Below are 25,984 nucleotides of genomic sequence, written 5' to 3' on the forward strand. Positions count from 1 at the left end.
AACATCATCCGCTGACCGACCGGCAGAAGCGCTTCAACGACGCTGTGGGGCGGCGCCGCGCGCCGGTCGAGCAGGTCTTCGCGCGCCTCAAGGTCGTCTATGGCTGGGCGCGCGCTAGCTATCTGGGCTTGGCGCGCAACCAGACGCATCTGCGTCTGCTTTGCCTCGCCATGAACCTCAAACGATGGGCGGTGCTGCGTCCGACAAGGGGGATGGCGTGACCGCCATCGCCCACGGCCATCGATTCAGCCGCGAAAACGGCCCGATCCACCGTTCGCGCCCCGCCCGAGGCCGCAAAAAAATCCTTGAAATCGCGCCTCACTCCTGCGCGACCGATTGCGCAAAGCTCTCGCTTGCGGGAGAGGTCGGCGCGCTCGAAGAGCGCGGCGGGTGAGGGCTCTTTCCTCTTGGGGAGTCCCTCTGTGGATGCACCCTCTCCCCAACCCTCCCCCGCAAGCGGGGGAGGGTTCGCACCATCACCTTAGCCGCAACGTTCCGACGCGAGGACCCAATGATTGATCAACCCACCCTCACGCCTCGGCACCGCCAGGACCTGCGCACCATCGCCGCGATGATCATTCCCGCGAGCGAGGAATATCGTGTTCCCGGCGCCGACGACTCCGCAATCCAGGCCGACATGCTGGCAACTCTCGGCCGCGACACCAAATTGGTGGCGGCGGCGCTGGATCATCTGGCGCGGCTCGCCGGAGCGCCGCTCGCCGAGCTCGATGCTGCCAAGCGCGATGCGGTGGCGCAGGAGTTTCGCAAGCACGGCGGCGTCGCCGCCGCAACGCTCGTCCGCGTCGTGCTGCAATGCTACTACCGCGACGACCGCGTGCTGGGCTCGCTCGGGCTCGAGCTGCGTGCACCATTTCCCAAGGGCCATGTGCTCCCGGATGGGGACTGGTCGCTGCTCGATCCGGTCAAGGCAAGAGGCGGCTCGCTGAGGCGGGCACCCTAGCAGCCCAGCCCTGCGCCCCGGTTGGGCCACTTGCGCTGGAGGGAACAGGCCACCATCTGTGTGAGCCTCAAGGACTCTTGCCATGTTGGACTTCACCTCAGATATCGCCGGTGACGCATCGTCATCGCGAACGACGGCGTCTGCCCCGGTCGATGACCGGGCCTTGCTCGACGCCTATTCCAATGCCGTGATCGACGTGACCGATCGCGTCGGCCCTGCGGTCGTGCGGGTCGAGACCGGGCCAAAAGTGCCAAACGGCCGCGAGCGCGGCGGGCTCGGCTCGGGCATCGTGATCTCGCCGGACGGACTCGTCCTCACCAACAGCCATGTGGTCGGTTCCTCCAAGGAGATCCGGCTGCGCGACGTCGAGGGCCATGTCGGCGATGCCCAGGTGCTCGGCGTCGATCCCGACACCGACCTTGCGCTGCTGCGCGCCAATGGCGTGCGCCACCTTCCTTATGCCGCGCTGGGCAATTCCAAGAACCTGCGGCGCGGTCAGCTCGTGATCGCGATCGGCAATCCGCTCGGCTTCGAATCGACCGTGACCGCCGGCGTGGTCTCGGCGCTCGGCCGCTCGATCCGCTCGGTCAGCGGGCGCACCATCGAGGACGTGATCCAGACCGATGCCGCGCTCAACCCGGGCAATTCCGGCGGCCCGCTGGTGTCCTCGAATGCCGAGGTGATCGGCATCAACACCGCCATCATCAGCGGTGCTCAAGGCATCTGCTTTGCGGTCGCCAGCAACACCGCGCAATTCGTGCTGTCGGAGATCATCCGCCACGGTTACGTCCGCCGCGCCTATATCGGCGTTGCCGGGCAAACCGCGCCGGTCCCGCGGCGGCAGGCCGTGCTGGCCGGTGTCGAGAACAAGATGGGCGCGCTCTTGATGCAGATCGAGCCTGACGGCCCGGCCGCGAAAGCGGGCCTGTTGCCCGGCGATGTCGTCGTCAGGCTCGACGGTGTCGAGATCAACGGCGTCGACGACCTGATCCGCGTGCTCGACCGCGACCGCATCGGCCGGCGGCTGGCCATGGACATGCTGCGACTCGGCCGCCTGCGGGCGATCGACATCGACCCGGTCGAGCGCAAGAAGGCGCGCTAGCTGCGGGCCGGTGAGCGAGGTATGACGGGGTCATGCCTCGCTCCCGGAACCTTGCCGCATGATGCCGGCACATGAGACCTACGATGTCGTTGTCATCGGCGCCGGTGCCGGCGGCATGACAGCGGCGGCCGTTGCGGCCGCCGAAGGGCTGCGTGTGCTGGTGATCGAGAAGACCGCCTTCGTCGGCGGCACCACGGCGTGGTCCGGCGGCATGGTCTGGATCCCCGCCAATCCCAAGATGAAGGAGGCGGGGCTGTCCGACAGCGTCGCTGACGCCGTGCAGTATCTGTCGAGCACGGTGCCTGAGCCGGCCAATGCCGGCCTGCGCGCCGCCTTCCTCGCGCGCGGACCCGAGGCGCTCGCCTATCTCGAAGCCAACACCGAATTGCGGCTCCAGCCGGTCAAGACCTATCCGGACTATTATCCGGAGCGGCTGGGTGCGACGTCCGGCGGGCGCGTGCTGGAGCCGGTGGCGTTCGACGGCGCGCGGCTCGGCAAGGCTTTTGCGCGCTTGCGGCCGCCGCTGCCGGAATCCACGCTGTTCGGCGGAATGATGGTCAACGGTCTCGACATTCCGCATCTGCGCCGGGCCGGAAAATCGCTGCGCTCGACGTTACGCGCCGCGCGACTGGTTTCAGCGTATGCGTGGCAGCGCTTGCGCGCGCCGCGCGGCACCACGTTGCATCTCGGCAATGCGCTCGCCGCGCGGCTGTATGCCTCGCTTCTGGCGCGGCAGGTCGAGATCCTCTTCAGCGCCGATGTCGAGGACTTGTCGATGCAAGGCGATCGCGTGGCTGGTGTGGTGATCCGCCACGGCGCCCGCGACCGCCTGATCGCGGCGCGCCGCGGCGTGGTGCTCGCGACCGGCGGCTTCTCGCACGATGCGCGCTTGCGCAAACGGTTCTTCCCGGCCGCTGCTGGTTTTGTCTCGGCCACCAACCCATCGGGGACAGGCGACGGGCTTCGGCTTGCGGCTGCTGCCGGTGCCGCGCTCAACACGGACGCGACCAGCCCGGCCTATTGGGTGCCGGCCTCGCTGTTCCGCCGTGCCGACGGCAGCCGTGGCGTCTTTGCGCACACGGTGACTGACCGCGCCAAGCCCGGCGTGATCGCCATCAATGCCGCAGGTCGGCGCTTCGTCAACGAGGCGCTATCCTACCACGAATTCGTGCTCGCCATGCTGCGCGACGGCAATGGCGAGCCGGACCGGCCGTTTTACCTCATCTGTGACCGCCAGTTCCTGTGGAGCTACGGTCTCGGCCGTATCAAGCCGTTCACGCGCAATTATCGGCGTTATGTGGCGAGCGGCGAGTTGACCGAGGGTTCTGACGTTGCGCAGCTCGCGGCAAAGATCGGCATCAAGCCGTCCACGCTCGCGGCGACGATCGCGGCCTACAATGCCGGTGCGAAAGAGTGCCGCGATCCCGAATTCGGCCGCGGCAGCACCATCTACCAGCGTCATCTCGGCGATGCCGCTCACAAGCCCAATCCTTGCGTCGCGCCAATTGTCCGCGCGCCATTCTTCGCGATGCGCATCCATCCGGCCGATCTCGGCACGGCGATCGGCATGAGGGTCGATGCGCAGGCCCGCGTGCTGCGCGCGGATGGCACCCCGATCGCCGGCCTCTATGCCTGCGGCAACGACATGGCCTCGATCATGAACGGCAACTGTCCGGGGTCGGGCATCACGCTGGGGCCAGCGCTGACATTCGGGTACATCGCGGGGCGGCATTTGGCGGAGGGTGGTGCAGCGTCGGTCGCATCAAGCGTTGCCACGACGTCGGTCTAGCCATCTCCACCCGCTGTCATGCTCCGCGGAGGCGGGGCATCCAGTACGCCGCGGCTTATCGGCTTAATCACAACTGTCTCGGCGTACTGGATCGCCCGGTCAAGCCGGGCGATGACACCGAGTGTGTGGCGAGCGCGTCCGACAATCTCGTCATTGCGAGCGCAGCGAAGCAATCCAGAGTCTTTCCGCGGGGACAGTCCTGGATTGCTTCGTCGCATCAGCGCAAAATTGCTACGCAGTTTTGTCGCGAGCTCCGCGCAATGACGTGTGGAGACAGCTCGCGCTTCCCGTCACTCCGCAGCCGCCGCAAAGCGGCTATTCTCCAGCTCCGCTTCCAGCCGCGCTGTCTCGGCCGCCGCCTGCTTGATGTTGACTTCCTTGACGTGACCGAAGCCGCGGATCGTCTCCGGCACGCGCGCAAGCTGTGCCAGCAGCGGGATCTGCTCGGCCTTCAGTCTCGCAATCCGCTGATTGATCATGCCGAGATAATCCTCGATCAGCTTGCGCTCTGTCTTGCGCTCCTCGGTGCGGCCGAACGGATCGAACGCGGTGCCGCGCAGGAATTTGAGCCTCGCGAGAACGCGGAAAGCATGGATCATCCAGCCGCCGAACTCCTGCTTCTGGAGGCGGCCCGTCGCGTTATCGCGCTTCGCAAAGATCGGTGGCGCGAGGTGGTATTTCAGCGTGAAGTCGCCGTCGAATTTTTCCGACACCTTCTTGGCAAAGCTGCCGTCGGTATAGAGCCGCGCGACCTCATACTCGTCCTTGTAGGACATCAGCTTGAACAGGTTCTTTGCGACTGCCTGCGTCAGCTCCGTGGAGCGCGGCGAGGCCGCGCTCTCCGCCCTGCGCACCTTGGCGACAGCTGCGAGGTAGCGTTCGGCATAGGCCTTGTCCTGATAGCCGGTCAGGAACTCGGCGCGGGTCGCGATGATGTCGTCGAGCGACTTCGTCGGCGCGGCCGCCCTGTTCTTGAACTGGAGGACGCTGCGCACCCGCGACATATCGTGGGCGGCAAGCCGTCCCCATGTGAAAGCGAGCTTGTTCATCTCGATCGCCGCGCCGTTGATCTCGATGGCGCGGAGCAGGGCCTCGAGCGACAGCGGGATCGCACCCTTCTGGAAGGCGAAACCGAGCATGAAGGGGTTGGTGGCGATGCTGTCGCCCATCAGCGCCGCGGCAATGCCTGTCGCGTCGATGATGTCGAGGTTCTTGTCGCCGATCGCGTCGCGCAGCACGGTCTGCATCGCGCCCATCTCGAAATCGAGATCGGGGTTTTGCACGAAGCTCGCGGTCGGCTGCAGGTCGGCGTTGATGTAGGCCCTGGTCACGCCGCGCTCGGCGCGGCTCAGCGCAGTGGGACCGGCCGAGACGATCATGTCGCAGCCGAGGATGACGTCGGCGCCGCCGGTGGTGATGCGGACGGCGGAGATGTCTTCCGGCTTCGGCGCGATACGGACATGGCTCATCACGGCGCCGTTTTTCTGCGACAGGCCGGTGAAGTCGAGCGCCGAGCAGCCGCGACCATCGACATGGGCGGCCATGCCGAGCAGCGCGCCGATGGTGATGACGCCAGTGCCACCGATGCCGGTGACGAGGATGTTGTAGGGGCCGTCCAGCTCGCGCGCCGGCGGCAGCGGCAGATCGGCGAACAGCTGGCCGGAATCGACTGCTGACGTCTTCATGCGCTTCAGGCTGCCGCCATGCACGGTGACAAAACTCGGGCAAAAGCCTTCGACGCAGGAAAAGTCCTTGTTGCAGTTCGACTGGTCGATCTGACGCTTGCGGCCGAACTCAGTCTCCAGCGGTTGTACCGAGACGCAGTTGGAGGCCTGAGAGCAATCGCCGCAGCCTTCGCAGACGAGCTCGTTGATGAAGGCGCGTTTGGCGGGATCGGGATAGAGCCCGCGCTTGCGCCGGCGGCGCTTTTCGGCGGCGCAGGTCTGGTCGTAGATGATGACCGTGAGACCCTTGATGTCGCGCAGCTCGCGCTGCACGGCGTCGAGCTCGCGGCGGTGGTGGATGGTCGCGCCGTGCGGGAAGTAATTTCCTTGCGGATATTTGCTCGGATCGTCCGAGACGATCGCAAGCCGCTTGACGCCTTCGGCCCAGACCTGATGCGCGATCTGCGCGACGTTGAAGCTGCCTTCGGCCGGCTGGCCGCCGGTCATGGCGACGGCGTCATTGTAGAGGATCTTGTAGGTGATGTTGATGCCGGCGGCCGAGGCGGCACGGAGGGCGAGAAGGCCGGAATGGGTGTAGGTGCCGTCGCCGAGGTTCTGGAAGATGTGCTTCTCGGTGGTGAAGGGCGATTGCCCGATCCAGTTCACACCTTCGGCGCCCATATGCGAGATCAGATCGGTGCGGCGGGTCGGCATGCTTAGGGCCATGCCGTGGCAGCCGATGCCGGCCATGGCGCGGCTTCCTTCGGGCACGCGCGTCGAGGAGTTGTGCGGGCAGCCCGAGCAGAAGAACGGCGTGCGCGCGAGCTTGATTGGCGTGCTGGTGGTAACAGGGTTGTCGAACGCCTCGAGCCGCGCCAGGCGCTGCTCCAGCACCGGGCTGTGGTGGCCGAGCTTACGTAAGCGCGCCACCAGCGCAGAGGCGACGATGGTCGGCGTCAGCTCGCCCTCGCTCGGCAGCAGCGGTGCGCCGCGCTCGTCACGCTTGCCCGTGACGGTCGGGCGCCTGGACGCATCGATGTTGTAGAGGATGCGCATCAGCTGGTCTTCGATGAAGCCGCGCTTCTCCTCGACCACGAGGACATCCTGAAGGCCTTCCGCGAAACGCTTGGCGCCGCGTTCCTCCAGCGGCCAGGTCATCGCGACCTTGTAGATGCGTAGGCCGAGGTCCTGCGCGTCCTTGTCGGTGATCCCCAAGTCGGCGAGCGCCTGGCGCAGGTCGAGATAGGCCTTCCCGGTCGCGATGATGCCGAGCCGCGCGGGTTTTGAATCGAGCACGATACGGTCGAGCTGGTTGGCGCGGGCGAAGGCCTGCACCGCTTCCATCTTCGGCCCGAACAGGCGCCTCTCGGCGTCCAGCGGTGGATCCGGCCAGCGGATGTTGAGGCCGCCGGGCGGCATCTCGAAATCGTCGGGAAGCCTGATCTGGATGCGTTCGGGGTCGCTATAGATCGATGCCGAGCTCTCGACGGTTTCGCTGATCGCCTTGAAGCCGACCCAGCAGCCGGAGAAGCGCGACAGCGCGAAACCGTAGAGGCCGAGGTCGAGATAATCCTGGAGCGTGGCGGGATTGATCACGGGGATCAGCGCTGCCGCGAACACCTGCTCGCTCTGATGCGCCAGCGTTGAGGACTGGCAGCCGTGGTCGTCACCGGCCAGCGCGAGCACACCGCCATTGAGCGAGGTGCCCGCTGCGTTGGCGTGCTTGAGCGCATCGACCGAGCGATCGACGCCCGGCCCCTTGCCGTACCAGATGCCGAACACGCCATCGACCTTGGCGCCGGGAAACAGGCCGACCTGCTGGCTGCCCCAGACGGCGGTCGCGGCCAGATCCTCGTTCAGGCCGGGGACGAAGGCTATGTCATGCTGCTGGAGGAAAGACTTCGCGCGCCACAACGCGTGGTCGTACATGCCGAGCGGGGAACCGCGATAGCCCGAGATGAAGCCGCCGGTATTGAGCCCCTGAAGCCGGTCGCGTTCGCGTTGCAATATCGGCAAGCGGACCAGGGCCTGGGTGCCCGACAGGAAGATCCGCTTCGATTCGAGCCGGTATTTATCGTCCAGCTCGACCTGCATCAGCGTCATTTCGGAAGTCCTCGGCTCTCGTTCGGGTGTGGGGTTTGCGCTGCGAGAAGGATTGCGGCGGCGCGACGCGAATTGTGACAGTCAAAAGCATGCACAGGCGAAGTCAATATCGCTGGCCGCATCCGTGGCGCTCCTGCTAGTCATGGCTGCTTGTGGAGAACACCATGGCTGCAGACGCATTCGACACCGAGATCACTGAGACGGCCGAGGCCCTGATCGGGCCGTGGCGCCGGCCGCGCCAGATGCTGCAGGCGCAAACCTACGACGCGCACGCCTCGATTCATGACGACGCCACCGCGCGGAAGCTCGGCTTCAAGGGCGGCACCATCGAAGGGCCGACGCATTTCAGCCAGTTCGCACCGCTCGGCGAACGGCTGTGGGGACGCGCCTGGTTCGAAACGGGGTGCCTCTCCGCGCATTACCGCAGCGTCTGCTACGAGGGTGAGGAGGTGCAGGCGATCCTGTCAAAGCCGCTGCCTGCTACCCGCCAGTGCCAGATCCAGATGGTCAAGCGCGATGGCACCGAGGTGCTGCGCGGCACAGCCTCGGTCGGCGAGCCGCACGCAGTGACCGCGCTCGAGGCGCGCCTTGCCGAGCTCAAGCCGCTCACCGATCCCGTGATCCTGCGTGACGTGAAGGTGGCGCAGACGAGCAGGCGGCAAACGGTGCATATGGCCTTCGACCAGACCATGGGCGACCTCTATCCGTTCTCGCTCCGGCAAAAGCTCGCCGTGATTACCGAAAACTCGCCGTACTATTCCGGCGCCGACAATCCGTGGCGCAAGCCCATCATCCCGACGGAGATGCTGAGCGTGCTGTTCCAGTACCGCTCCAAGGACGATCCGCTGCCGGCCAAGGGACCGGCGGTCGGCCTGTTCGCCGATCAGGAGATCAGGCTGGTGCAGGGGCCGCTGTTCGTCGACGAGGAGTACGAAGTGGAGCGCGAAGTGGTCGCGCTCTCCGGCAGCCGTCGCACCGAAAGCGCCTGGGCCAAGACGCGCGTGTTCGACAAGGCGAATGCGCTGGTCGCCACCATGCTGCTGAACATGGCGACGCTGAAGGAGTCGTATGCGCCGTATGAGGACGAGTATCGGCGGCTGTACAGGACGGGGCGGTAGGGGCCGAGCGGTGGCACGGCGCTTGCAGAAGTTCCAGCAACGGGTGTTCTCGCAGGGGGTGGCATCATGCTGAACTCAACCAGGCCGGCAGGGGGCGTCATCAGCGCCGAGCCCGAGCCGATCCGGCTCGACTGGCCCGCCACCGCGCTTCTCATCATCGACATGCAGCGCGATTTTCTCGAGCCAGGCGGCTTCGGCGAGACGCTCGGCAATGACGTCAGCCAGCTCGGGCGCGCGGTGAAGCCGATCGGCGCAGTGCTGAAGGCGGCGCGCGACACCGGCATGCTGGTGATCCACACGCGGGAAGGCCATCTGCCCGATCTCTCCGACGCGCCGCCGGCGAAGGTCGAGCGCGGTGCGCCGTCCTTGCGCATCGGCGATCCTGGCCCGATGGGGCGCATCCTCATCCGCGGCGAGGCCGGCCACGACATCATTCCCGAGCTCTATCCGCTCGACAGCGAGATCGTCATCGACAAGCCGGGCAAGGGTGCATTCTACGCCACCGAGCTCGGCAACGTCTTGGAAAAATACGGCATCGAGAATTTGCTCGTGTGCGGCGTCACCACGGAAGTCTGCGTCAACACCACTGTGCGCGAGGCCAATGACCGTGGCTATCGCTGCGTCGTCATCTCCGACGGCTGCGCATCCTACTTTCCCGAGTTTCACGAGATGGGCCTGAAGATGATCAAGGCCCAGGGCGGTATCTTCGGCTGGGTGGCTAGCTCGGCCGCAGTCCTGGAGGCGATGAAGGCTTCGACGGCTTAGACGACGGCCAGTCCAGGCTGTTATCGCCTACGGCCGCACCGCGGGCGTCTCGATCGGCAGGCCGCGCGCTCGCGACATCAGATAGAGCTCGAGCGCGACCAGCTCGGGCGAACCGTAATCATAGGCTTGGGCGCGCACGCCGGTCATGCAGCTGCGCAGCCGTCGCTCCAGCGAACCCAGCGTCTGCCATTCCAGTCGATACAGCGGATAGCCGGTCGGCTGTCCCTGCGTGATCGGCGCGCCGGCAAGACGTTTGTCGAAATTATCGTCATGGCAATTGGCGCAGGCGAGATTGAGCTGGCCCTCGCGCCGCATGAAGAGGTCGCGACCCTGTTCGATGAAGGGTCTTACCTGTGGATCGTCGCCAGCGGTGATCGCAACGCCGCGCGATTGATGGGCGACGAAAGCTGACAACCCCAGCAGATCGCGGCTCTCATAGGGCAGAGGCGTCGCCTGCTGGTGATTGCCGCGGCAGAGGTTGATGCGCTGGTCGAGCGTGACGGGACGGCCGAGCGCCTTGTCGAAAGCCGGATAGCGCGCCGCGACACCCTTCATGCTGCTATGTGCATCGCCATGGCAATCTGCGCAGGATTTCTCCGCACTGCCGGTCTTCTTTCCCCACAGTGCCTGACCGTCGAGCACGAACAGCATGCCCGGATTGGACGTATCATCATCCTGCATCGCGCGCGTGTCGGGTCCCATGAACGAATAGCCGGAGCGGCGCGCCTCAGGCGGGATTTCACCGGCGAGCAGGGCAGGGGCCGCGGCGGTCAGCGCCGCCACCACTATCGCGCACCAAGACTTCATTCGACGATGATCGATGCCGATGCGGTGGACGAATAGCCGTTGTCGCCGATCCATTCGAACTCGAACTTGCCGCTCTCCTTGGCGACCGTGAAAAACGACAAATATGGATTCGCGGCGATCGCCGGAAACAGATCGGCGCGAAAGATCTCGGCGCCGTTGTAGCGACAGCTGAAGCTCGTGATGATGTCGCGCGGCACCAGCTTGCCGTCCACGGTGTGGCGGAAGCCGGTCTCCATGATGTGCGAGGTCAGCGCGCGGATTTCGATAATCTCGCCGCGTTTGGCCTTTGCGGGAACATTGATGAGGGCGGCCATCAGTTCATCTCCTCGGTGCAGGCGGCCAACGTCACGACGACGTCGGCGGCGACCTGCCAGAAGCTGTCGTCGGACAGGCGTGCGATCGCCACCACCTTCTGGCTGTCGGCGAGCCGGATCCGGGTCGAGACCTGGGCCCGGCCGGAGGCGGGGCTGAGATGGAAATTGCCGATGTTCGGCTGCGGGTTCTTCTCGTTGAAGACGTGGATGCTCTTGACGTAATCGTCCGCGGTCATCGGGCTTGCGACGCTCACCGTCATCGGCACCGTGTTGCCGTTTTCGACCAGCGGCGGAATGTCGAGCTTGACCTTGCCGGTGCGCAATTGCGCTTCACCGACGACGTTGCGGATCGCGGCGGTTAGCATCACCGCGGTCGCCTCGACCGGCCGCAGCGTCACGATCGGAATCGCGCCGGCGGCCGTCACGCTGCCGGCAAGACTCAAGAATTGGCGTCGCGTGGTTGGCATGATCAGTCCTAATCCCGAAGCGTTGCAAGAAAGGCCACGATGTCCTCGATCTCCGCGGCCGACAATATCGGCTTGCCGGTGAAACTGCGTCCAGCACGCACGAGGTCATCCTTGCGATAGTAGGACGGCATGATGGTCTGCGGGTTGAAGCGCGACGCATCGACCAGCCGAAGCCGCAACTGGCTTGCCGTCCAGCGGTTCCCTGCGCCGGCCAGATCAGGCGCGAGATCGCCTTGGAAACGCGTTTCCGGGAAGGGGCCGGAATGGCAGAGGATGCAGGTCGTCGTGCGCGCCTGCACCAGCGCGCGTCCGCGCGCGGCATCGCCCGGCGAGCCGGTGAGGGAAGCCGGAATGCCGTCGCCGACGATTTTGTAAGGCACTAGGTCTTCGGCAGTCGCACCACCCGCAAGTGTAAGATTTGCTGCGACCAGCGCAGCGACAATCAATCGGTTGTGTGACGAGAAATCTAGCCGCGAGCTCCACTTACCTCTCCCGCTTGCGGGAGAGGTCGCGCCGAAGGCGCGGGTGAGGGCTCTTTCCTCTTGGGGGCTCTCGATTGTGGAGACACCCTCTCCCCAGCCCTCCCCCAGTGGCGGGGGAGGGAGCGCACCGTGTTCGTGGCGACAGCCCGGTCTCATCATGCGTTAGCCAAAGGTGTCTGCCGTGATGTTTTGAAACCAGTGCTCCGCCTCGGCTGCCTCGCGGGCGCGCAGCTCGCGCGGGGCATCGACCGGGCTGGTCGCGCCGCCTTCGACCTCGGCGAAGATGTCGCCTTTCGGCTGGTAGGTGCCGGCAAGCGAAAAGCCGTAGCCGGGTGCGACGGTGGTGTAGCAGACGCCCGTCAGCCGCGGCGCTTCCGGCGTGCGGCCCGCGAGCAAAGCGATGATCGCGACGGCGCAAGCCTTGCCTTGCGTGCTTGCAGCGGAAGCCGATTTGGGAATGCCGCCGCCAAGGCAGGCGTCGCCGATGACGTGGATGTCCTTGACGAGCTTCGATTCGAAAGTGACGGGATCAATCGGGCACCAGCCGGTGGCATCCGCAGCGCCCGCGATCTCGGCAATGCGCCCGGCGCGCTGCGGTGGAATGACGTTGGCAACGTCAGGCGTGTAGTTGCCGAACTCGGTGACGATGGTCCTGGTCGCGGGGTCGACTGAGGTGACGCGGCCGCCTTGCGACAGCGCGACCCGCTCGATCATGTCGCCGTAGAGCTCTTTCCAAGCTCTCTCGAATAGCCGCTGCTGGGAGAAGGCGTCCTTGGCATCGAGGATCAGGACTTTCGAGCGTGGCTTCGTGGTCTTGAGATAATGCGCGATCAGGCTGGCGCGCTCGTAAGGTGCCGGCGGGCAACGCGAGGGATTGGCCGGGATCACAATCGCGACCGTGCCACCGTCCGCCATCGCCTCCAACTGCCTGCGCAGCAAGAGGGTTTGTGCGCCAGCCTTCCAGGCGTGCGGCATCTTTTCCGACGCAGCGTCGTCGTAGCCGGGCAGAGCCTCGACATGGAAGTCGATGCCCGGCGAGAGCACGAGACGGTCATAACCAAACGTGGCGCCATCGGCCGCCGTCACGCTGCGCTTTTGCGTGTCGATGGTCGTCGCGGCCTGAGCGACGACGCTGATGCCCTCGGCGGCGAGCTTGTCGTAGCCGAACTGCTGCGCTCCCATATCGCGCAGGCCCGCGATCACCTCGTTGCTGAGGGGACAGGAGATGAAGGTCTTGTTCGGCTCGATCAGGGTCATCTGCAATTTCGCGTCAGCGCGCTTGAGTGCGCGGGCGCAAGTCGCGCCGCCAAAGCCGCCGCCGACCACGACAATGCGGCCCGCCGATTGCGCGCGCAGGATCGAAGGTGCGGCGAGCGATGTGGCCGCGGCGGTGATGCCGAGGATGGCATTCCGCCGTGTCACCGGCGCGTTCATGAGGCTTGTCCAGAAAAATGCTGCGGCTGCCATTGTGGCAGCCGCAGCGCTCTCTTAGGCGAAGGTGATGTTCTGGTCGCGCAATGGCATCGAGCGGATGCGCTTGCCCGTCGCCGCGAAGTAGGCGTTGAGCACCGCGGGCGCCGCGACGCCGATGGTCGGCTCGCCGACGCCGCCCCAGAACCCGCCGCTCGGCACCATCACCGTCTCCACTTTCGGCATCTCGTTGATGCGCATCGAGTTGTAGGTGTCGAAGTTGGTTTGCTCGATCTTGCCGTCCTTGACGGTGCAGCCGCCGTAGAACAGCGCCGAGAGGCCATAGACGAAGGAGCCCGCGATCTGCCGCTCCACCTGCGCCGGATTGACGATATAGCCGGGGTCGGTGGAGGCGACGATGCGATGCACCTTGATCTTGCTGCCGTCGGTCACCGAGATTTCGGCGGCGCCGGCGACATAGCTGCCATAGCCCATGACCTGGGCGATGCCGCGATAGACGCCTTGCGGCGCCGGCGTGGTCCAGCCGATCTTCTCGGCCACGGCATTGAGCACCGCGAGGTGCTTGGGGTGATTGCCCATCAGATTGCGGCGGAATTCGAGCGGGTCCTGGCCTGCGGCCTGGGCCAGCTCGTCCATGAAGCATTCCATGTAGATCGCGTTGTGATTGACGTTGACGCCGCGCCAGAAGCCGGGCGGAACGTGCGGGTTACGCATCGCATGCTCGATCAACAGGTTCGGCACCGAATAGCCGAACGCGGCCTCGCCGGATTGGGCGACGCCCTGGAATGCCGCCGGATCCATGCCGTTCTGCAGCGCTTCGGGGCGCAGCGAGAACAGGATCGACTGCCCGGACAGGCGGTAGTGCAGCGCGACCAGATTGTTGTTGGCGTCGAACGCGCCGGTCATCTTGCACTGGGTGATCGGGTGATACCGGCCGTGCGCCATGTCCTCTTCGCGCGACCACAACAGCTTGATCGGTGTGCCCGGCATTTGCTTGGCGATCATGACCGCCTGACGGACATAGTCGGTCTGGCCGCGCCGGCCGAAGCCGCCGCCGAGCATCACCTTGTGCACGTCGCACTTTTCCGCCGGCAAGCCCGACGCCTCCAGCACCGCCGCGAAGGCCGCCTCGCCATTCTGCGTGCCGCACCAGACCTCGCATTTGTCCGCCGTGTAGAGCGCGGTGGCGTTCATCGGCTCCATCGTGGCGTGGTTCTGGTAGGGATAGCTGTAGACCGCCTCGATCTTCTTGGCGGCACCGGCGATCGCGGCCTTCGCGTCGCCGTTCTTGTTGCCGACATAGGCCGGCTGCGCGTCGTCGAGGCCTTCAGTCAGCCATTTCGCAATCGACTCGCTGGAGACCTTGGCGTTGTCGCCCTCATCCCAGACGATCGGCAGCGCCTCCAGCGCGGTCTTGGCGTGCCACCAGGTGTCGGCAACGACGGCGACCGCGGTGTCCCCGACCTTGACGACCTTCTTGACGCCCTTCATGCCGGAGATCTTGGACTCGTCAAAACTCTTCAGCTTGCCGCCGAACACCGGACAGTCCTTGACCGCGGCGTTGAGCATGCCCGGCAGCTTGACGTCGATGCCGTAGATCATGGCGCCGGTGGTCTTGTCGGCGGTGTCGAGCCGGTTCACGCCCTTGCCGATCAGCTTCCAGTCCTTCGGATCCTTCACCTTGACGTTCGCCGGCGGCGTCAGCTTCGCCGCAGCCTCGGCGACCTTGCCGTAGGTCGTGGTCTTGCCCGAAGGCGTATGGGTGATGACGCTGTTCGCGGCCGTGCATTCGGATGCCGGCACCTTCCACGCATCGGCGGCGGCCTGGATCAGCATCACGCGCGCGGTGGCGCCGCCCTTGCGGACATAGTCCTGCGAGGAGCGGATGCCGCGGCTGCCGCCGGTCGAGAAATCGCCCCAGACGCGCTTGCGGGCGACGCTCTGGCCGGGCGTCGGATATTCGGTCGTGACCTTGGTCCAGTCGCATTCGAGCTCCTCGGCGACGAGCTGGGCGAGGCCGGTCAGCGAGCCCTGGCCCATCTCGGAGCGGGCGATGCGGATCACGATGGTGTCGTCGGGCCGGACCACGACCCAGGCGCCGACCTCGGGCGAACCGTCGGCGGCGCGGACCACGGCGGGGCCGCCGAAGGGGATGTCGAAGCCGATTGCGAGACCGGCACCGACCGCGGCCGTGCCGATGACGAAGGCGCGGCGGTTGAGCCGCGGCGAAACATGCTTGTTCATGTGGGATTTCCTTACGCGCTTGCGATCGTGTGGATCGCCTCGCGCACCTGCTGGAAGGTGCCGCAGCGGCAGATATTGGTGATGGCCTCGTCGATGTCGGCGTCGGTCGGCTTCGGCTTCTCGTTCAAGAGTGCCGCGACCGCCATGATCATGCCGCTTTGGCAATAGCCGCATTGGGGCACGTCCTGGGCGATCCAGGCTTCCTGCACCTTGTGCAACGAATTCCCGGATGCGAGCCCTTCGATCGTTGTGATCTTCTTGCCCTCGGCCTCGCTGACCGAAACGCCGCAGGAGCGCATCGCCACGCCGTCGATGTGAACCGTGCAGGCGCCGCATTGTGCGATGCCGCAACCGTATTTGGTGCCGGTCAGGCCGGCATTCTCGCGGATCGCCCAGAGCAGCGGCGTATCCGGCTCGACGTCGAGTGTGAAGGTTTTTCCGTTGATTGTTAGGTTTGCCATCGCAAGTCCCCTGATTGGCCCAATCCACCGATTGAACTCAGCGGCGGAATGTGTCCGGCAAACTGGAACTGTTCAAATCAACAGTCCGCGGGGTGGCCGGGATGCATGGCCCTCCTGCTTGAAAGTATGGACCGGAGCGTTGTTTTGCCTCATCCCTTCTCAATCGATTCGGGTTGGCGCCTCTTCCGTGGGCGCCAATCCACGGCTTGAGGCGACGTCCGGCCGTGAACGCCGGTTCCGGGCCGGATCGCCGCTGTATAGCGGCGACAGTTTGTCCCTTTTGCCGGGGTGCAAGACGCAGGCGCTTTGATACACTGCGCCGCCGCCAACAGGAGTTCCATGAACGTGCCGAGTCCCTGCAACGTGCTGATGCTCTACCCGCTGTTCTCGGCGGAGTCCTTCTGGACCTTTGGCGAATCCTGCAAAGTGTTGGGCGTCAAGCGCCCTGCCGCCCCTCTGGGTCTGATCACCGTTGCCGCAATGCTGCCCGAGAGCTGGACGGTCCGGCTGATCGATTGCAACACGGCGCCCCTCGGCGACGACGATCTCGCCTGGGCCGACGTCGTCTTCACCGGCGGAATGCTGCCGCAGCAGGCCGACACGCTGCGTCTGATCGAGCTCTGCCGCGCGGCTGGCAAGCCGGTGGTGGTCGGCGGTCCCGATCCCACCTCGAGCCCCCACATCTACGAGCGGGCCGACTTCCGGGTGCTCGGCGAGGCTGAGAGCGTCATCGACCAATTCATCACGGCCTGGGACAGCGGCGCGCGGTCCGGCGTCTTCACCGCGCCGAAATTCCAGGCCGACGTCACCAAGACGCCGGTGCCGCGTTTCGACCTGCTCAAGTTCGAGGACTACCTCTATCTCGGTGTGCAGTATTCCCGCGGATGTCCGTTCACCTGCGAGTTCTGCGACATCATCGAGCTCTATGGACGCGTCCCACGGACCAAGACGAACGAGCAGATCCTGCGCGAGCTCGATACGCTCTACCAAATGGGCTATCGCGGTCATCTCGACTTCGTCGACGACAATTTCATTGGCAACAAGAAGTCGCTGCGGCTATTCCTGCCCCAACTCGCCGAATGGCAGCGCGCCCACGGCTATCCGTTCGAATTCTCCACCGAAGCCTCGGTCAACCTCGCCGACGATCCGGAGCTCTTGGAGCTGATGGGGGCGGCCAATTTCTTCGGCATCTTCGTCGGCATCGAAAGTCCGGATCCGGCGACCCTGGTCGCGATGCGGAAGAAGCAGAACACGCGGCGCAACATCGCCGAGAGCATTCACAAGATCTACGCTGCCGGCATTCTCGTCACCGCGGGTTTCATCGTCGGCTTCGACAACGAGAAGGTCTCGATGGCGGAGTCCATGATCGAGTTCATCGAGGAGGCGGCGATCCCCGTCAGCATGGTCGGCCTGCTCTATGCCTTGCCGAACACGCAGCTGACGCGCCGGCTGGAGCGCGAAGGCCGGCTCCACGCGGGCCACGATGTGGCGCCGACCATCGGCGCCGATCAGTGCACGTCCGGGATCAACTTCGATCCGGTGCGCCCGCTGCGCGACATCCTGATGGACTACAAGCGGGTGCTCGAGCACATCTACAGCCCGGCAGCCTATGCAGGACGCGTCGACCGCTTGATGACGCTGCTCGATCGCTCGCGGCAGCGCCACGAGCTCGCGGAAGGCGATATCCGCGCCAAGCTCGGCGCGATGGAGACGGTGCACAAGGTGGTCAGTGCCCTTCCCGAGGCGCGCGGACCGCTATGGCAGACCTTCATGAACTGCGCCAAGCGCGACACGTCATCGGCGCGCATCGCCGTGCAGATGATCGCCGCCTACGCCCATCTCGGACCGTTCTCGCGCAAGGTCATCGCTGCCATCGATGCGCGCCTGGCGGCGCTGGACAACGAAACCGCCACTCCGGCGACTGTCGACGTGACGGCGGCCTGACACCTGGCCTGAGAGCTTACTTCACTGCCAGTCGCAGGAAGCTCATCACGCTGCCGAGCGCGGCAAAGCCTGCGCCGAGCGCCAGCGCCAATGTCGCGCCGTCGTGGCCCGCGAGTGCGAAGCAGGCCGCGGCGAGCGCGGCGCCCGTGGTCTGGCCGGTCAGGCGCGCGGTGGCGACGATGCCGGAGGCGCTGCCGCTGCGATGCGGCGGCGCGCTCGACATCACCGCCTTCATGTTCGGTGCCTGGAAGAAGCCGAACCCCATGCCGCAGATCACCATCCGCCAGATGATGTCGGCAATGGCGGGATTGGCCGGCAGCATCGCGAGCAGCGCCATGCCGAGGCCGAGCAGCACGAGGCCGATGCCGCCGAGCAGGCCGACCGCGTGGCGGTCGGACAGGCGTCCGGCGATCGGCGCCATGATGCCGACCACCAGCGGCCACGGCGTCATGAAGAAGCCGGTCTCGACCTGCGAGCGCCCGAGCACGTCCTCGAAGTAGAACGGCAGCGAGACGAAGGCGAGGCCCTGCACGGCAAAGGAGCACACCGCCGTCGCCGCCGACAGCGCGAACATCGGCCGGCTGAACAAGTCGATCGGCAGCATCGGCGCGGGATGGTCGGCGTGGCGGCGCGTCAGGATGAAGCCGAAGGCGAGGGCCGAGACCAACTCGATTCCCACGGCCACCGGCGACAAATTGTGGGCGGCGCTGCCAATGCCGGTGATGAATAGGCCGAGGCAGGCCGACGCCAGGATCGCGCCGATAAAATCAAAACCGTGATCGGCGCGCGGTGTCCTCGGCAGCATCGTAAAGCCGATGCCGATCGCGATGAGGCCGAACGGGATGTTGACGGCGAACAGCCACGGCCACGGGCCGAGCGCGAGGATGGCGGAGGCGATCGAGGGTCCGAAGGTGAAGGCGGTGGCCACCACGAGCGCGTTGTGGCCGAAACCGCGGCCCAGCATCCGGCCCGGATAGACGAAGCGCACCAGCGCCGTGTTGACGCTCATGATGCCGCTGGCCCCTAAGCCTTGCAGCGTGCGCGCGAGGAGCAGGCTGTCCAGCGACCACGCCACCGCGCAGAGCAGCGAGGCGACAGTGAACAGGATCAGGCCGCCGAGATAGATGCGCTGGTGCCCGACGATCTCGCCAAGCGCCCCGAGCGGCAGCAGGGTCGCCACCAGCGCGATCTGATAGACGTTGACGACCCAGACCGATTGCTCCGGCGTGACATGCAGGTCGGCGGCAATGGCGGGCAGGGCGATGTTGGCGATCGCGGTGTCGAGCGAAGCCATCGCGAGCGCGGTGAAGATCGCCGCGATGGCCCAGCGCCGCTGCGCGGCTGGCAGGCCGTCGGAGATGGTGTGGTCGGGCTCGCGCGCGGCGGCAGGTAACGTGATTGTCATTCTCTTATTGTCATTGCCTGGCGCGTTGCTCCGGCGGCGTGGCCAAAAGGGGCTTTCGGCATGTACTACGGCCGGGCGGCCTGCCACAGAGACAAGCACGCATGCGGTGTATGCGCGCCGTCCGCGGCTATGCGCTCAGACAAAAAGTGCGAAAACAACCCCATGCACAGTAGAGATGGGCTTGATCGATAAGGGATTTTCAAATTGCGCTGGGATGACACCCGTCGTCGCCACGACGTTGACACGTCGGGCAAAACACCGGCAAAATGCTATGCTGCCAACGAGGGGTCACAAGGCCCGCATAGGTTCGCTTGAATGCGCGATGTCCGCTTCGCGAGCAAGTTCAGCGCATCCGCTCATCTCATCGCCGCGCGCCCAACTGACCGGATGCTCGCTGTCGTCAACTGATCCGGACGACGTCAGCTCGTTGAGCTCATCGCGCCACCTCTCGCCGGTGTAGTCCAGGGCAGCATCGGCGCCGAACCTGATCGCAAATCGGCACTAGTCTGCGGTCGATGCCGCCGCGATCACGCGAGGTGTGGGCCTGCCTGTTATCTCGATTGCGATGTGGCCGAGCGGCATATCTACTTCGCCATTAGCCCATGAATTCGCACGACCGCGCCAGGAGAGGGGACTCTTCCCTAACGGGAAGACAGAGCGCGCATTCATCTGTTGATGGCGACGTTGAACAGCGCGCCAGACCGCGGCGCGGCCTTCGATCTGGAGTTCCGTCGGGATGGACCAGACGTGCTTCGGCCGATGCTCTGGTGCCGGCCATGCCGTACCGGTTGATTTAATTTGACTTTTGCGCAGGGTCAAAATTATATAGTTAATATATTTAATTATTTAATCATTATAGACAGTTATTTCGATCTAAGCGTGTTCTGATCGAGGACTGTAACCATGCGAACAGGCCGGGCTATTCGCTCCATTGGAGTTGCTGTCGAGGGAGGCGTGATCCATGCGCCGACCAATTGAGACTGCACCGAGGAACGGAGAAGGCATCTGGGTGGAAGATGCGACCGGGGCTGTTGAGGTCGGCCATTGGTCATCGGAGGCGGGCAAATGGGTCTGGCAGGACGGCTCTCCAATCAATCCTGCGCCGACCCATTGGTGTCCAGTGATCGAGGATGTCGATCCAGAGGAGGAACGATCGGGCAGTTGGCTTATGGCGGTGGCAATTTTTGTTCCCGTCATCCTCGTTGGGGCTTCCTTGCTCGGGGTGTTCGAGCCATTCCGCGCGCAACCCTTTCCGGACATGACGCGCGCCGGCGACGAGAGCGCCCTCAGCCTCGATCAGCGGCCGGAAATCACGACCGGATCGCTAGCTCTCCTTCAGCGCGAAACGGCCGGAGCTCTGATGCAGGCGGAGCCGGCAAGCGTGGTGCGACCACAGCCGCGGCTGGACGAAGAGGCTCCGCGCATTGAAGCGCTCGCCAACGAGCTGGCCGAGGCGAACAGAGAGCTCGACGAGGCAGTCCAGCGCACGCAGACGGCGGAACTCGCCGGTGAGGAGCTGCGGAAATCACTTCAACAGGAGCAAGCCCACAGCGCCGAGCTCGCGAACGAACTTGCCGGAGCCCGCCGCGAGATCGATGCCGGTAAGGCACAATCCCGCAACGCGGACGATGTGGCCGGGCAGCAGAGAGAGGCGGCGGCGGGAGAGATCGCAGAACTGCAGCAGTCCCTACAACAGGAGCGGCAAAGAAGCGGCCTCCTCGTGAAGCAGGCGAACACCGCGCAGGCAGCAGCGGCGAGCGCGGAGCAAGAACGCCACGAGGCGCAGGCACGCGCCGCCGCACTCGCGAGCGAACTCGCCGGAATTCCTCGCGGATCGCTCATGGCGGAAGCTGCGGCCGCGGAACAAACGGAGGCGACGGAGCGGGAGATCGCAGAGCTGCGACAGTCTTTGCAAGATGAGCAGCGGAAGAACGCCGACCTTGTCGCCGAGGCCAAAGCGGCGAAGGCGGCAACGGCCAATGCCGAACAACAACGTCGCGCTCTCGAAGAAGCCCAGGCGCACGCCGCCGCACTGGCGAGAGAACTCGCCGAAATGCGCCGTGAGATCGAAACCCGGAACGTGCAATTGCGCGAGGCGAACGATGCGGCCTCGCAGCAGAGACAGGCCGCAGACCGAGAGATTGCTGAACTGCAGCAGTCGCTGCAACAGGAGCGGAGCGCGACCGAAGCCAAGCAAAGAGACCGTGCATCGGCATGGGCCCCCACCGATGCGCGCCTTCCGGTGGAGCAAGCGAATGAAGCCCCGATCTTGCCGGCGACGCAGAACGTGGAAGTGACCGCAGCGGAGCCGCCGACAGCCGCAAACCAAAACGAGGCGGCGGCCAGATTGATCCCGCGCGCCAGGGCGTTGCTCGATCAGGGTAATATCGGTGCAGCGCGCATCGTCCTCGAGCTCGCGGCCGAGAAGGACATTGCGCAGGCAAGTTTCATGCTCGCGGAGACCTATGATCCGGCGGTTCTGTCCGCCTGGGGTACCTATGGAACGCGCGGCGAAGCGGCCAAGGCGCGAGAGCTCTACGCCAGGGCATACCGGGGCGGTATTCGCGAAGCGAAGGAACGGCTGGATGCGCTGCAGCGCTGAGAATGGGCTCGTTGCATTTCGGCGGGACGAAAGGTTGTGGTGGCTGATTCAGAAGAGAACGACATGAACAAGGCGCCAAAGTCACTCTCGTTGCTCCTGCTCACCTGCTTGGTGCCGGTTGCGATGATGCTTCAAACGGCCTGCTTGGAAGCGCAAACCGCGAGAAATACCAGGGCCGATGCTCAGCTCGTCCGACGGCCGCTCCCGCAAGAGAATGAAAAGGACCGGATGAACGCCTGGACGGTCGGGCTCGCCGGCGGCCTGCTCGAGGGCGCGCCGATCCGCCTCGCCGCCGAAATGGCCCGGGTCGTCGACGACGGAGCAGACCTGCATCTCCTGCCGATCGTCACCCGGGGCGCCACCGACAATCTGAATGCGCTGCTCTATTTGCGTGGCGTCGATACCGCCATCATAAATTCCGACGCGCTCGAAGAATATCAGGCTCAGGCACCGCAGATCCGAAGCCGCATCACGTATCTGCTCAATCTCTTTCCATCCGAGCTGCACATTTTCGTGCGACCGGAAATCGCGAGCCTGCAGGATCTTGCCGGCAAGAAGGTGAACTTCAATACCCTGGGCACCGCAGCTGCCTATTCAGGACCACTGATCTTCAGCCGTCTCGGCATCGATGTCGACAAGACATTCATTCCGCATCAAGTGGCCCTGGAGCAGATGCGCAAAGGCGAGATGTCGGCCGTCGTGTTCATCACATCGAAACCCGTCGACGCCTTCGTAAAGGGCCGCTGGGAGGCCGGATTCAAGTTCCTCCCGGTGCACTACGACAGGAAGTTCGAGGACTATTATCTGCCTGCGACCTTGGACCCCAATGAGTATCCCAATCTGATCAAGCAAGGCGAGCGGGTCCCGACCATCGCGGTGCCGACGGCGCTCGTTGCGTTCAACTGGCCGCCACGCTCCAATCGCTATCAACGTGTGGCACGCCTTGTCGAGTACCTGTTCTCGCGAATCGACCGCCTGCAGGCTCCGGGCTTCGATCCGAAATGGCGGTCGATCAATCTCGCGGCATCCGTTCCCGGGCTTACCCGCTTCCAAGCCGCGCAGGAATGGCTGGATCGCAAGGCGCGCAGCGTACAGGCGGGGCCATGAAGACTGCCGCTCCTCGGCTCGCCGTCGCCTTGAATGTCGCCTGCGGAATCGCTTACGCGCAAAACACTGGCGATCCCATGGAAACACTTCGGGCTTGTTCGGCGATGGAGGGGCAAGCCCGGCTGGAATGTCTGCAAGACTTATCACGTAAGATCCCTCCGCCAAGTCGGCGGGGGGCAGATGACGGCTGGCTGGTCAGCGAGACCACTTCGCCGGTGGATTATCTGCCGATCGTCACCGCCACCACCTCATCCGTTAGCGGCTCTGATGGCGCCGCGATGCAACTCGCAATCCACTGCCGCAGAGGCCGCACGGAAGTCGTAGTCACCGGACCGGCGCTGTCACGCAGTGCCAACGAATACGTCATCTCTTTTCGGCTGAATGCGGATACGCCAATGCAACTCACGGCATCGTCGCCCTCATTCGGCTCCGGCGTCGCTTTCGGGGGCGACGTCGTAAAGTTGCTAAGCTCGCTACCCGACGACGGTCACATCGTTGTGCGCCTTTTCACCCGCGCTGGTCCGGTGCAAGACGGACAATTCCAGCTCAGCGGATTCGAAAATGTGCGCAAGAAAATGGCGGCTGCATGCAAATGGCCCCATGCCGTCGCCAGACCAGGAAGGTGATGGGCAGGGAAAATGGGAGATACAAGATGATCAATCCAAAATGGGCGATGGCAGTCATCAGCGGACTGGCGATGCTGCTTCTGATCGGACCAAGCGCGGCGCAGCAGGACAACCAGTTGATTCCGCAGGTGCGTGAGAAGAGCCAAGCGAGCAACCCGAAGCATCCGGCTCGACAGAAGCAGGTGAGCAAGCCGGCGCAGAATCAGGCGATCAAGCAGGATCCTGCGAACAACACGAAGATGGCTCTGGCGACGAAAGCCGAGAGCGCCAGGAAGCCGCATCGGCTGATACTGCAGGTCAATTCCAACGAACCTGCGATGATGAACCTCACACTCAACAATGCGACCAACGTCGCGCAATACTACCGCGATCTCGGTGAACCAGTGTCGATCGAGGTCGTCACTTTCGGTCCTGGCCTTCACATGCTGCGCGATGACACCTCGCCGGTAAAGCCGCGCATCGAGGTGCTCGCGATGAGCCATCCCGAAATCTCCTTCAAAGCTTGCGGCAACACCCAGGAAAACATGCGCAAGGCGGAGAACAAGGATATCAACCTGATTCCACAGGCCACGGTCGTCAAATCCGGTGTCGTCCGCGTCATGGAGCTGCAGGAGCAGGGCTGGAGCTACGTCAAACCGTGAGGTCCGGCGGCAAACCCAGAGCAATCGCATATGGGAAGCGGATTCCCTGCGGCCCATCCTTCGAGACGCCCGCTTTGGCGGGCTCCGCAGGATGAGGGCGGAGTGTGCGGAAGCAGTTTCAACGGCCTCGATGCCAATTAGCCTCATCCTGAGGAGACCGCTGGAAGCGGTCGTCTCGAAGAACGAGGCGCTTGCTCAGGCGGCTCCAAGAGATCATACGCGATAGCCCTGCCGGCAAACCGGACATGGCATGCGTTCGCGCGCGAGCGGATTCTTGAGCCCGCCCCTAAAACTGGTATCTCCGCAAGCCTCCATCCACCGGGATCACCGTGCCCGTAATGTAGCGCGCCACCGGTGAGGCCAGGAACACTGCGAGCGCGGCCAGATCCTCCGGCTCGCCCCAATAGCCGACCGGGATCTCTTCCTCCGCGAAGCGCTCGCGATAATCCGGCGGGTAGTTGCGGCGGATCTGCTCGCTCATGATGCGGCCGGGCGGGATGCAGTTGATGGTGATGCCGTGCGCGCCGATCTCGCGCGACAAGCCCTTGGCCCAGGCGTGCACGGCGGCTTTCGCGGCGAAGGCGGCGTTGAGGCCTTCCGGCTCGGACTTGCCGGTGATGTTGACGATGCGGCCCCATTTGCGTTCGATCATCTGCGGCAGCAGCGCATGTGCGATACGGCGGTAGCTGGTGAAGTTCAGCGCGATCGCCTCGTCCCATTTGCTGTCGGGCGCATCGACGGGGAGGGGGCGGCTGCCGCCGGCATTGTTGACGAGGATGTCGACATGGCCGAGCTCCTTGATTGCAAACGCCGCGATCCTCTCCGCCGCGTCCTTCGCCATCACGTCCTGCTCGAACGGCGTTATCAGCCCGCCGCCGACCTCTTTCACCAGCTCGGCGAGCAGATCGGTCCGCCGCGCGACGCCAACGACGCGCACGCCTTCGGCAGCAAGGCCCTTGGCGATGGCGCGGCCGATGCCGATGCTTGCGCCCGTGACGACTGCGGTTTTCGATTTGAGCCCGAGGTCCATGGTCACACGCTCTCTTGTTGTTTCTTGGCTGTTGCTTTCGTTTCCTGCCCCGTCCCGCGGGCTTTGCGAATTGCCCGACCGGGACGAGCAGTGGTAACCAAGAGCTTCGGCGAAGGAAACACGAAAAAGAAAAGGCATCAGCGATGGTCTGGGACCCGCAGCAATATCTGAAGTTCTCCGGCCACCGGCTCCGGCCCGCCGTCGACCTGTTGATGCGGATTCCGGATTTCGGCCCACGCGCGATCGCCGATCTCGGCGCCGGCGCCGGCAACGTGACAAAACTGATCAGGGAGCGCTGGCCGGATGCCACCGTGACCGGCGTCGAGGGTTCGGCCGAGATGGTCGCGGCCGGCCGCAAGGCCGCGCCCGACGTGGAATGGTCGCATGAGGATCTCGGCCATTGGCGTCCAGCGAAGCAGTATGACCTGATCTATTCCAATGCCGCACTGCACTGGCTGCCCAATCATGCGGCACTGTTTCCGTCGGTGATGGAGAAGGTGACGCGTGGGGGCATGCTTGCGGTGCAGATGCCGCGCAATTTTACCGCGCCGTCGCATGTGCTGATCGGCGAGACCGCGCTGAACGGTCCCTGGCGGTCCAAGGTCGAGCATCTCGTCACCCCGCCGCCGGTCGAAGGGCCGGCCTTCTATCACGACCTGCTCGCGCCGCTCTCGCAGAATATCGACATCTGGGAAACTGAATATCTGCAAGTGCTCGAAGGCGAGAACCCGGTGAAGGAATGGACCAAGGGGACCTGGTTGACGCGCTATCTCGATGTCTTGCAGGGTGATGAGAAGGCTGCGTTCGAAGCCGCCTATGGGATGCGGGTCGCAAAGGCCTACCCGAAGAATGCGGCGGGGCAGACGCTGTTCCCGTTCCGGCGCCTCTTCATAGTCGCCCAGCGCAAAGGCTAATGGCACT

23 protein-coding genes are annotated in these 25,984 nt (G+C 64.7%); 13 read left to right on the forward strand and 10 right to left on the reverse strand.

The genetic code is table 11. The features are described 5' to 3' along the window. From BLV07_RS28605 to BLV07_RS28620, 5 genes are all read left to right on the forward strand, one after another. The coding region (locus tag BLV07_RS28605; protein WP_143035512.1) for a transposase at positions 1 to 221 on the forward strand (221 nt) is incomplete at its 5' end. Beyond that, positions 218 to 394 carry a hypothetical protein gene (locus BLV07_RS47825; protein ID WP_176945819.1) on the forward strand — a complete coding sequence of 59 codons (177 nt, stop codon included), beginning with the start codon at positions 218 to 220 and terminating at the stop codon, positions 392 to 394. The genes BLV07_RS28605 and BLV07_RS47825, both read left to right, overlap by 4 nt. Before the next feature lie 117 nt (positions 395 to 511). Next, a complete protein-coding gene (locus tag BLV07_RS28610; protein WP_091892645.1) occupies positions 512 to 961 on the forward strand; it encodes a hypothetical protein in 450 nt (149 codons plus the stop codon). An 82-nt stretch (positions 962 to 1,043) separates the two neighbouring features. Then, positions 1,044 to 2,063: a S1C family serine protease gene (locus tag BLV07_RS28615; protein WP_091892648.1), complete on the forward strand. Its 1,020-nt coding sequence runs from the start codon at positions 1,044 to 1,046 to the stop codon at positions 2,061 to 2,063. 58 nt (positions 2,064 to 2,121) lie between these two features. Beyond that, complete coding sequence (locus tag BLV07_RS28620; protein ID WP_091892650.1) at positions 2,122 to 3,852, forward strand: FAD-dependent oxidoreductase; 1,731 nt, start codon at positions 2,122 to 2,124, stop codon at positions 3,850 to 3,852. 290 nt (positions 3,853 to 4,142) lie between these two features. Here BLV07_RS28620 and BLV07_RS28625 read toward each other — a convergent pair whose 3' ends face one another. Beyond that, positions 4,143 to 7,619, reverse strand: a complete 3,477-nt coding sequence (locus BLV07_RS28625) for an indolepyruvate ferredoxin oxidoreductase family protein (RefSeq protein WP_091892652.1) — start codon at positions 7,617 to 7,619, stop codon at positions 4,143 to 4,145. A 164-nt stretch (positions 7,620 to 7,783) separates the two neighbouring features. Between BLV07_RS28625 and BLV07_RS28630 the strand changes: the two genes are divergently transcribed. Both BLV07_RS28630 and BLV07_RS28635 read left to right on the forward strand, forming a co-directional pair. After that, complete coding sequence (locus BLV07_RS28630; protein ID WP_176945820.1) at positions 7,784 to 8,737, forward strand: hypothetical protein; 954 nt, start codon at positions 7,784 to 7,786, stop codon at positions 8,735 to 8,737. Positions 8,738 to 8,803: 66 nt separating this feature from the next. Further along, a complete protein-coding gene (locus BLV07_RS28635) occupies positions 8,804 to 9,502 on the forward strand; it encodes a cysteine hydrolase family protein (RefSeq protein ID WP_091892656.1) in 699 nt (232 codons plus the stop codon). Between the two features lie 27 nt (positions 9,503 to 9,529). Here BLV07_RS28635 and soxA read toward each other — a convergent pair whose 3' ends face one another. The 7 genes from soxA to BLV07_RS28670 all read right to left on the reverse strand — a co-directional run bounded on the left by soxA (position 9,530) and on the right by BLV07_RS28670 (position 15,708). Beyond that, positions 9,530 to 10,309: a sulfur oxidation c-type cytochrome SoxA gene (soxA, locus tag BLV07_RS28640; RefSeq protein ID WP_176945821.1), complete on the reverse strand. Its 780-nt coding sequence runs from the start codon at positions 10,307 to 10,309 to the stop codon at positions 9,530 to 9,532. Continuing rightward, positions 10,306 to 10,623, reverse strand: coding sequence for a thiosulfate oxidation carrier complex protein SoxZ (gene soxZ, locus BLV07_RS28645; RefSeq protein ID WP_091892661.1), 318 nt, complete (start codon positions 10,621 to 10,623; stop codon positions 10,306 to 10,308). Before soxZ ends, soxA begins: the two co-directional genes overlap by 4 nt. Further along, positions 10,623 to 11,090 carry a SoxY-related AACIE arm protein gene (locus tag BLV07_RS28650; protein ID WP_091892663.1) on the reverse strand — a complete coding sequence of 156 codons (468 nt, stop codon included), beginning with the start codon at positions 11,088 to 11,090 and terminating at the stop codon, positions 10,623 to 10,625. Before BLV07_RS28650 ends, soxZ begins: the two co-directional genes overlap by 1 nt. Positions 11,091 to 11,098: 8 nt before the next feature. Beyond that, positions 11,099 to 11,536, reverse strand: a complete 438-nt coding sequence (gene soxX, locus BLV07_RS28655; RefSeq protein ID WP_091892665.1) for a sulfur oxidation c-type cytochrome SoxX — start codon at positions 11,534 to 11,536, stop codon at positions 11,099 to 11,101. Between the two features lie 198 nt (positions 11,537 to 11,734). Further along, positions 11,735 to 13,006, reverse strand: a complete 1,272-nt coding sequence (locus tag BLV07_RS28660; RefSeq protein ID WP_091892805.1) for an NAD(P)/FAD-dependent oxidoreductase — start codon at positions 13,004 to 13,006, stop codon at positions 11,735 to 11,737. A gap of 54 nt (positions 13,007 to 13,060) precedes the next feature. Further along, positions 13,061 to 15,247, reverse strand: coding sequence for a xanthine dehydrogenase family protein molybdopterin-binding subunit (locus tag BLV07_RS28665; protein ID WP_091892667.1), 2,187 nt, complete (start codon positions 15,245 to 15,247; stop codon positions 13,061 to 13,063). An 11-nt stretch (positions 15,248 to 15,258) separates the two neighbouring features. Next, positions 15,259 to 15,708, reverse strand: coding sequence for a (2Fe-2S)-binding protein (locus BLV07_RS28670; protein WP_091892669.1), 450 nt, complete (start codon positions 15,706 to 15,708; stop codon positions 15,259 to 15,261). Positions 15,709 to 16,047: 339 nt separating this feature from the next. Here BLV07_RS28670 and BLV07_RS28680 point away from each other — a divergent pair, with 339 nt between their 5' ends. Further along, entirely contained in the window at positions 16,048 to 17,652 is a 1,605-nt protein-coding gene (locus BLV07_RS28680; RefSeq protein ID WP_091892673.1) for a B12-binding domain-containing radical SAM protein, read from the forward strand. 16 nt (positions 17,653 to 17,668) lie between these two features. Here the strand turns inward: BLV07_RS28680 and BLV07_RS28685 are convergent, their stop codons facing one another. Continuing rightward, a complete protein-coding gene (locus BLV07_RS28685; protein WP_091892675.1) occupies positions 17,669 to 19,057 on the reverse strand; it encodes an MFS transporter in 1,389 nt (462 codons plus the stop codon). A gap of 1,009 nt (positions 19,058 to 20,066) precedes the next feature. On the opposite strand from BLV07_RS28685, the gene BLV07_RS28690 reads away from it, so the two are divergent. The 4 genes from BLV07_RS28690 (at position 20,067) to BLV07_RS28705 (ending at position 24,033) form a co-directional block, all read left to right on the forward strand. Continuing rightward, entirely contained in the window at positions 20,067 to 21,659 is a 1,593-nt protein-coding gene (locus tag BLV07_RS28690) for a coiled-coil domain-containing protein (protein ID WP_143035513.1), read from the forward strand. Between the two features lie 123 nt (positions 21,660 to 21,782). Then, positions 21,783 to 22,766 (forward strand): TAXI family TRAP transporter solute-binding subunit, encoded by a 984-nt coding sequence (locus tag BLV07_RS28695; protein WP_502690239.1) that lies wholly within the window; start codon positions 21,783 to 21,785, stop codon positions 22,764 to 22,766. Continuing rightward, positions 22,763 to 23,392 (forward strand): hypothetical protein, encoded by a 630-nt coding sequence (locus BLV07_RS28700; RefSeq protein WP_244551236.1) that lies wholly within the window; start codon positions 22,763 to 22,765, stop codon positions 23,390 to 23,392. Before BLV07_RS28695 ends, BLV07_RS28700 begins: the two co-directional genes overlap by 4 nt. 26 nt (positions 23,393 to 23,418) lie before the next feature. Further along, the gene (locus BLV07_RS28705) at positions 23,419 to 24,033 is read left to right on the forward strand and encodes a DsrE family protein (protein WP_244551237.1); all 615 of its coding nucleotides are present in this window, start codon (positions 23,419 to 23,421) and stop codon (positions 24,031 to 24,033) included. A gap of 286 nt (positions 24,034 to 24,319) precedes the next feature. On the opposite strand, the gene BLV07_RS28710 is transcribed toward BLV07_RS28705, so the two are convergent. Next, positions 24,320 to 25,063 carry an SDR family NAD(P)-dependent oxidoreductase gene (locus BLV07_RS28710; protein WP_091892681.1) on the reverse strand — a complete coding sequence of 248 codons (744 nt, stop codon included), beginning with the start codon at positions 25,061 to 25,063 and terminating at the stop codon, positions 24,320 to 24,322. Positions 25,064 to 25,206: 143 nt separating this feature from the next. Here BLV07_RS28710 and BLV07_RS28715 point away from each other — a divergent pair, with 143 nt between their 5' ends. Beyond that, entirely contained in the window at positions 25,207 to 25,977 is a 771-nt protein-coding gene (locus tag BLV07_RS28715; protein ID WP_091892683.1) for a methyltransferase domain-containing protein, read from the forward strand. Positions 25,978 to 25,984 lie beyond the last annotated feature (7 nt).

Source organism: Bradyrhizobium sp. Rc2d, assembly GCF_900099855.1.
Lineage (GTDB): Bacteria > Pseudomonadota > Alphaproteobacteria > Rhizobiales > Xanthobacteraceae > Bradyrhizobium.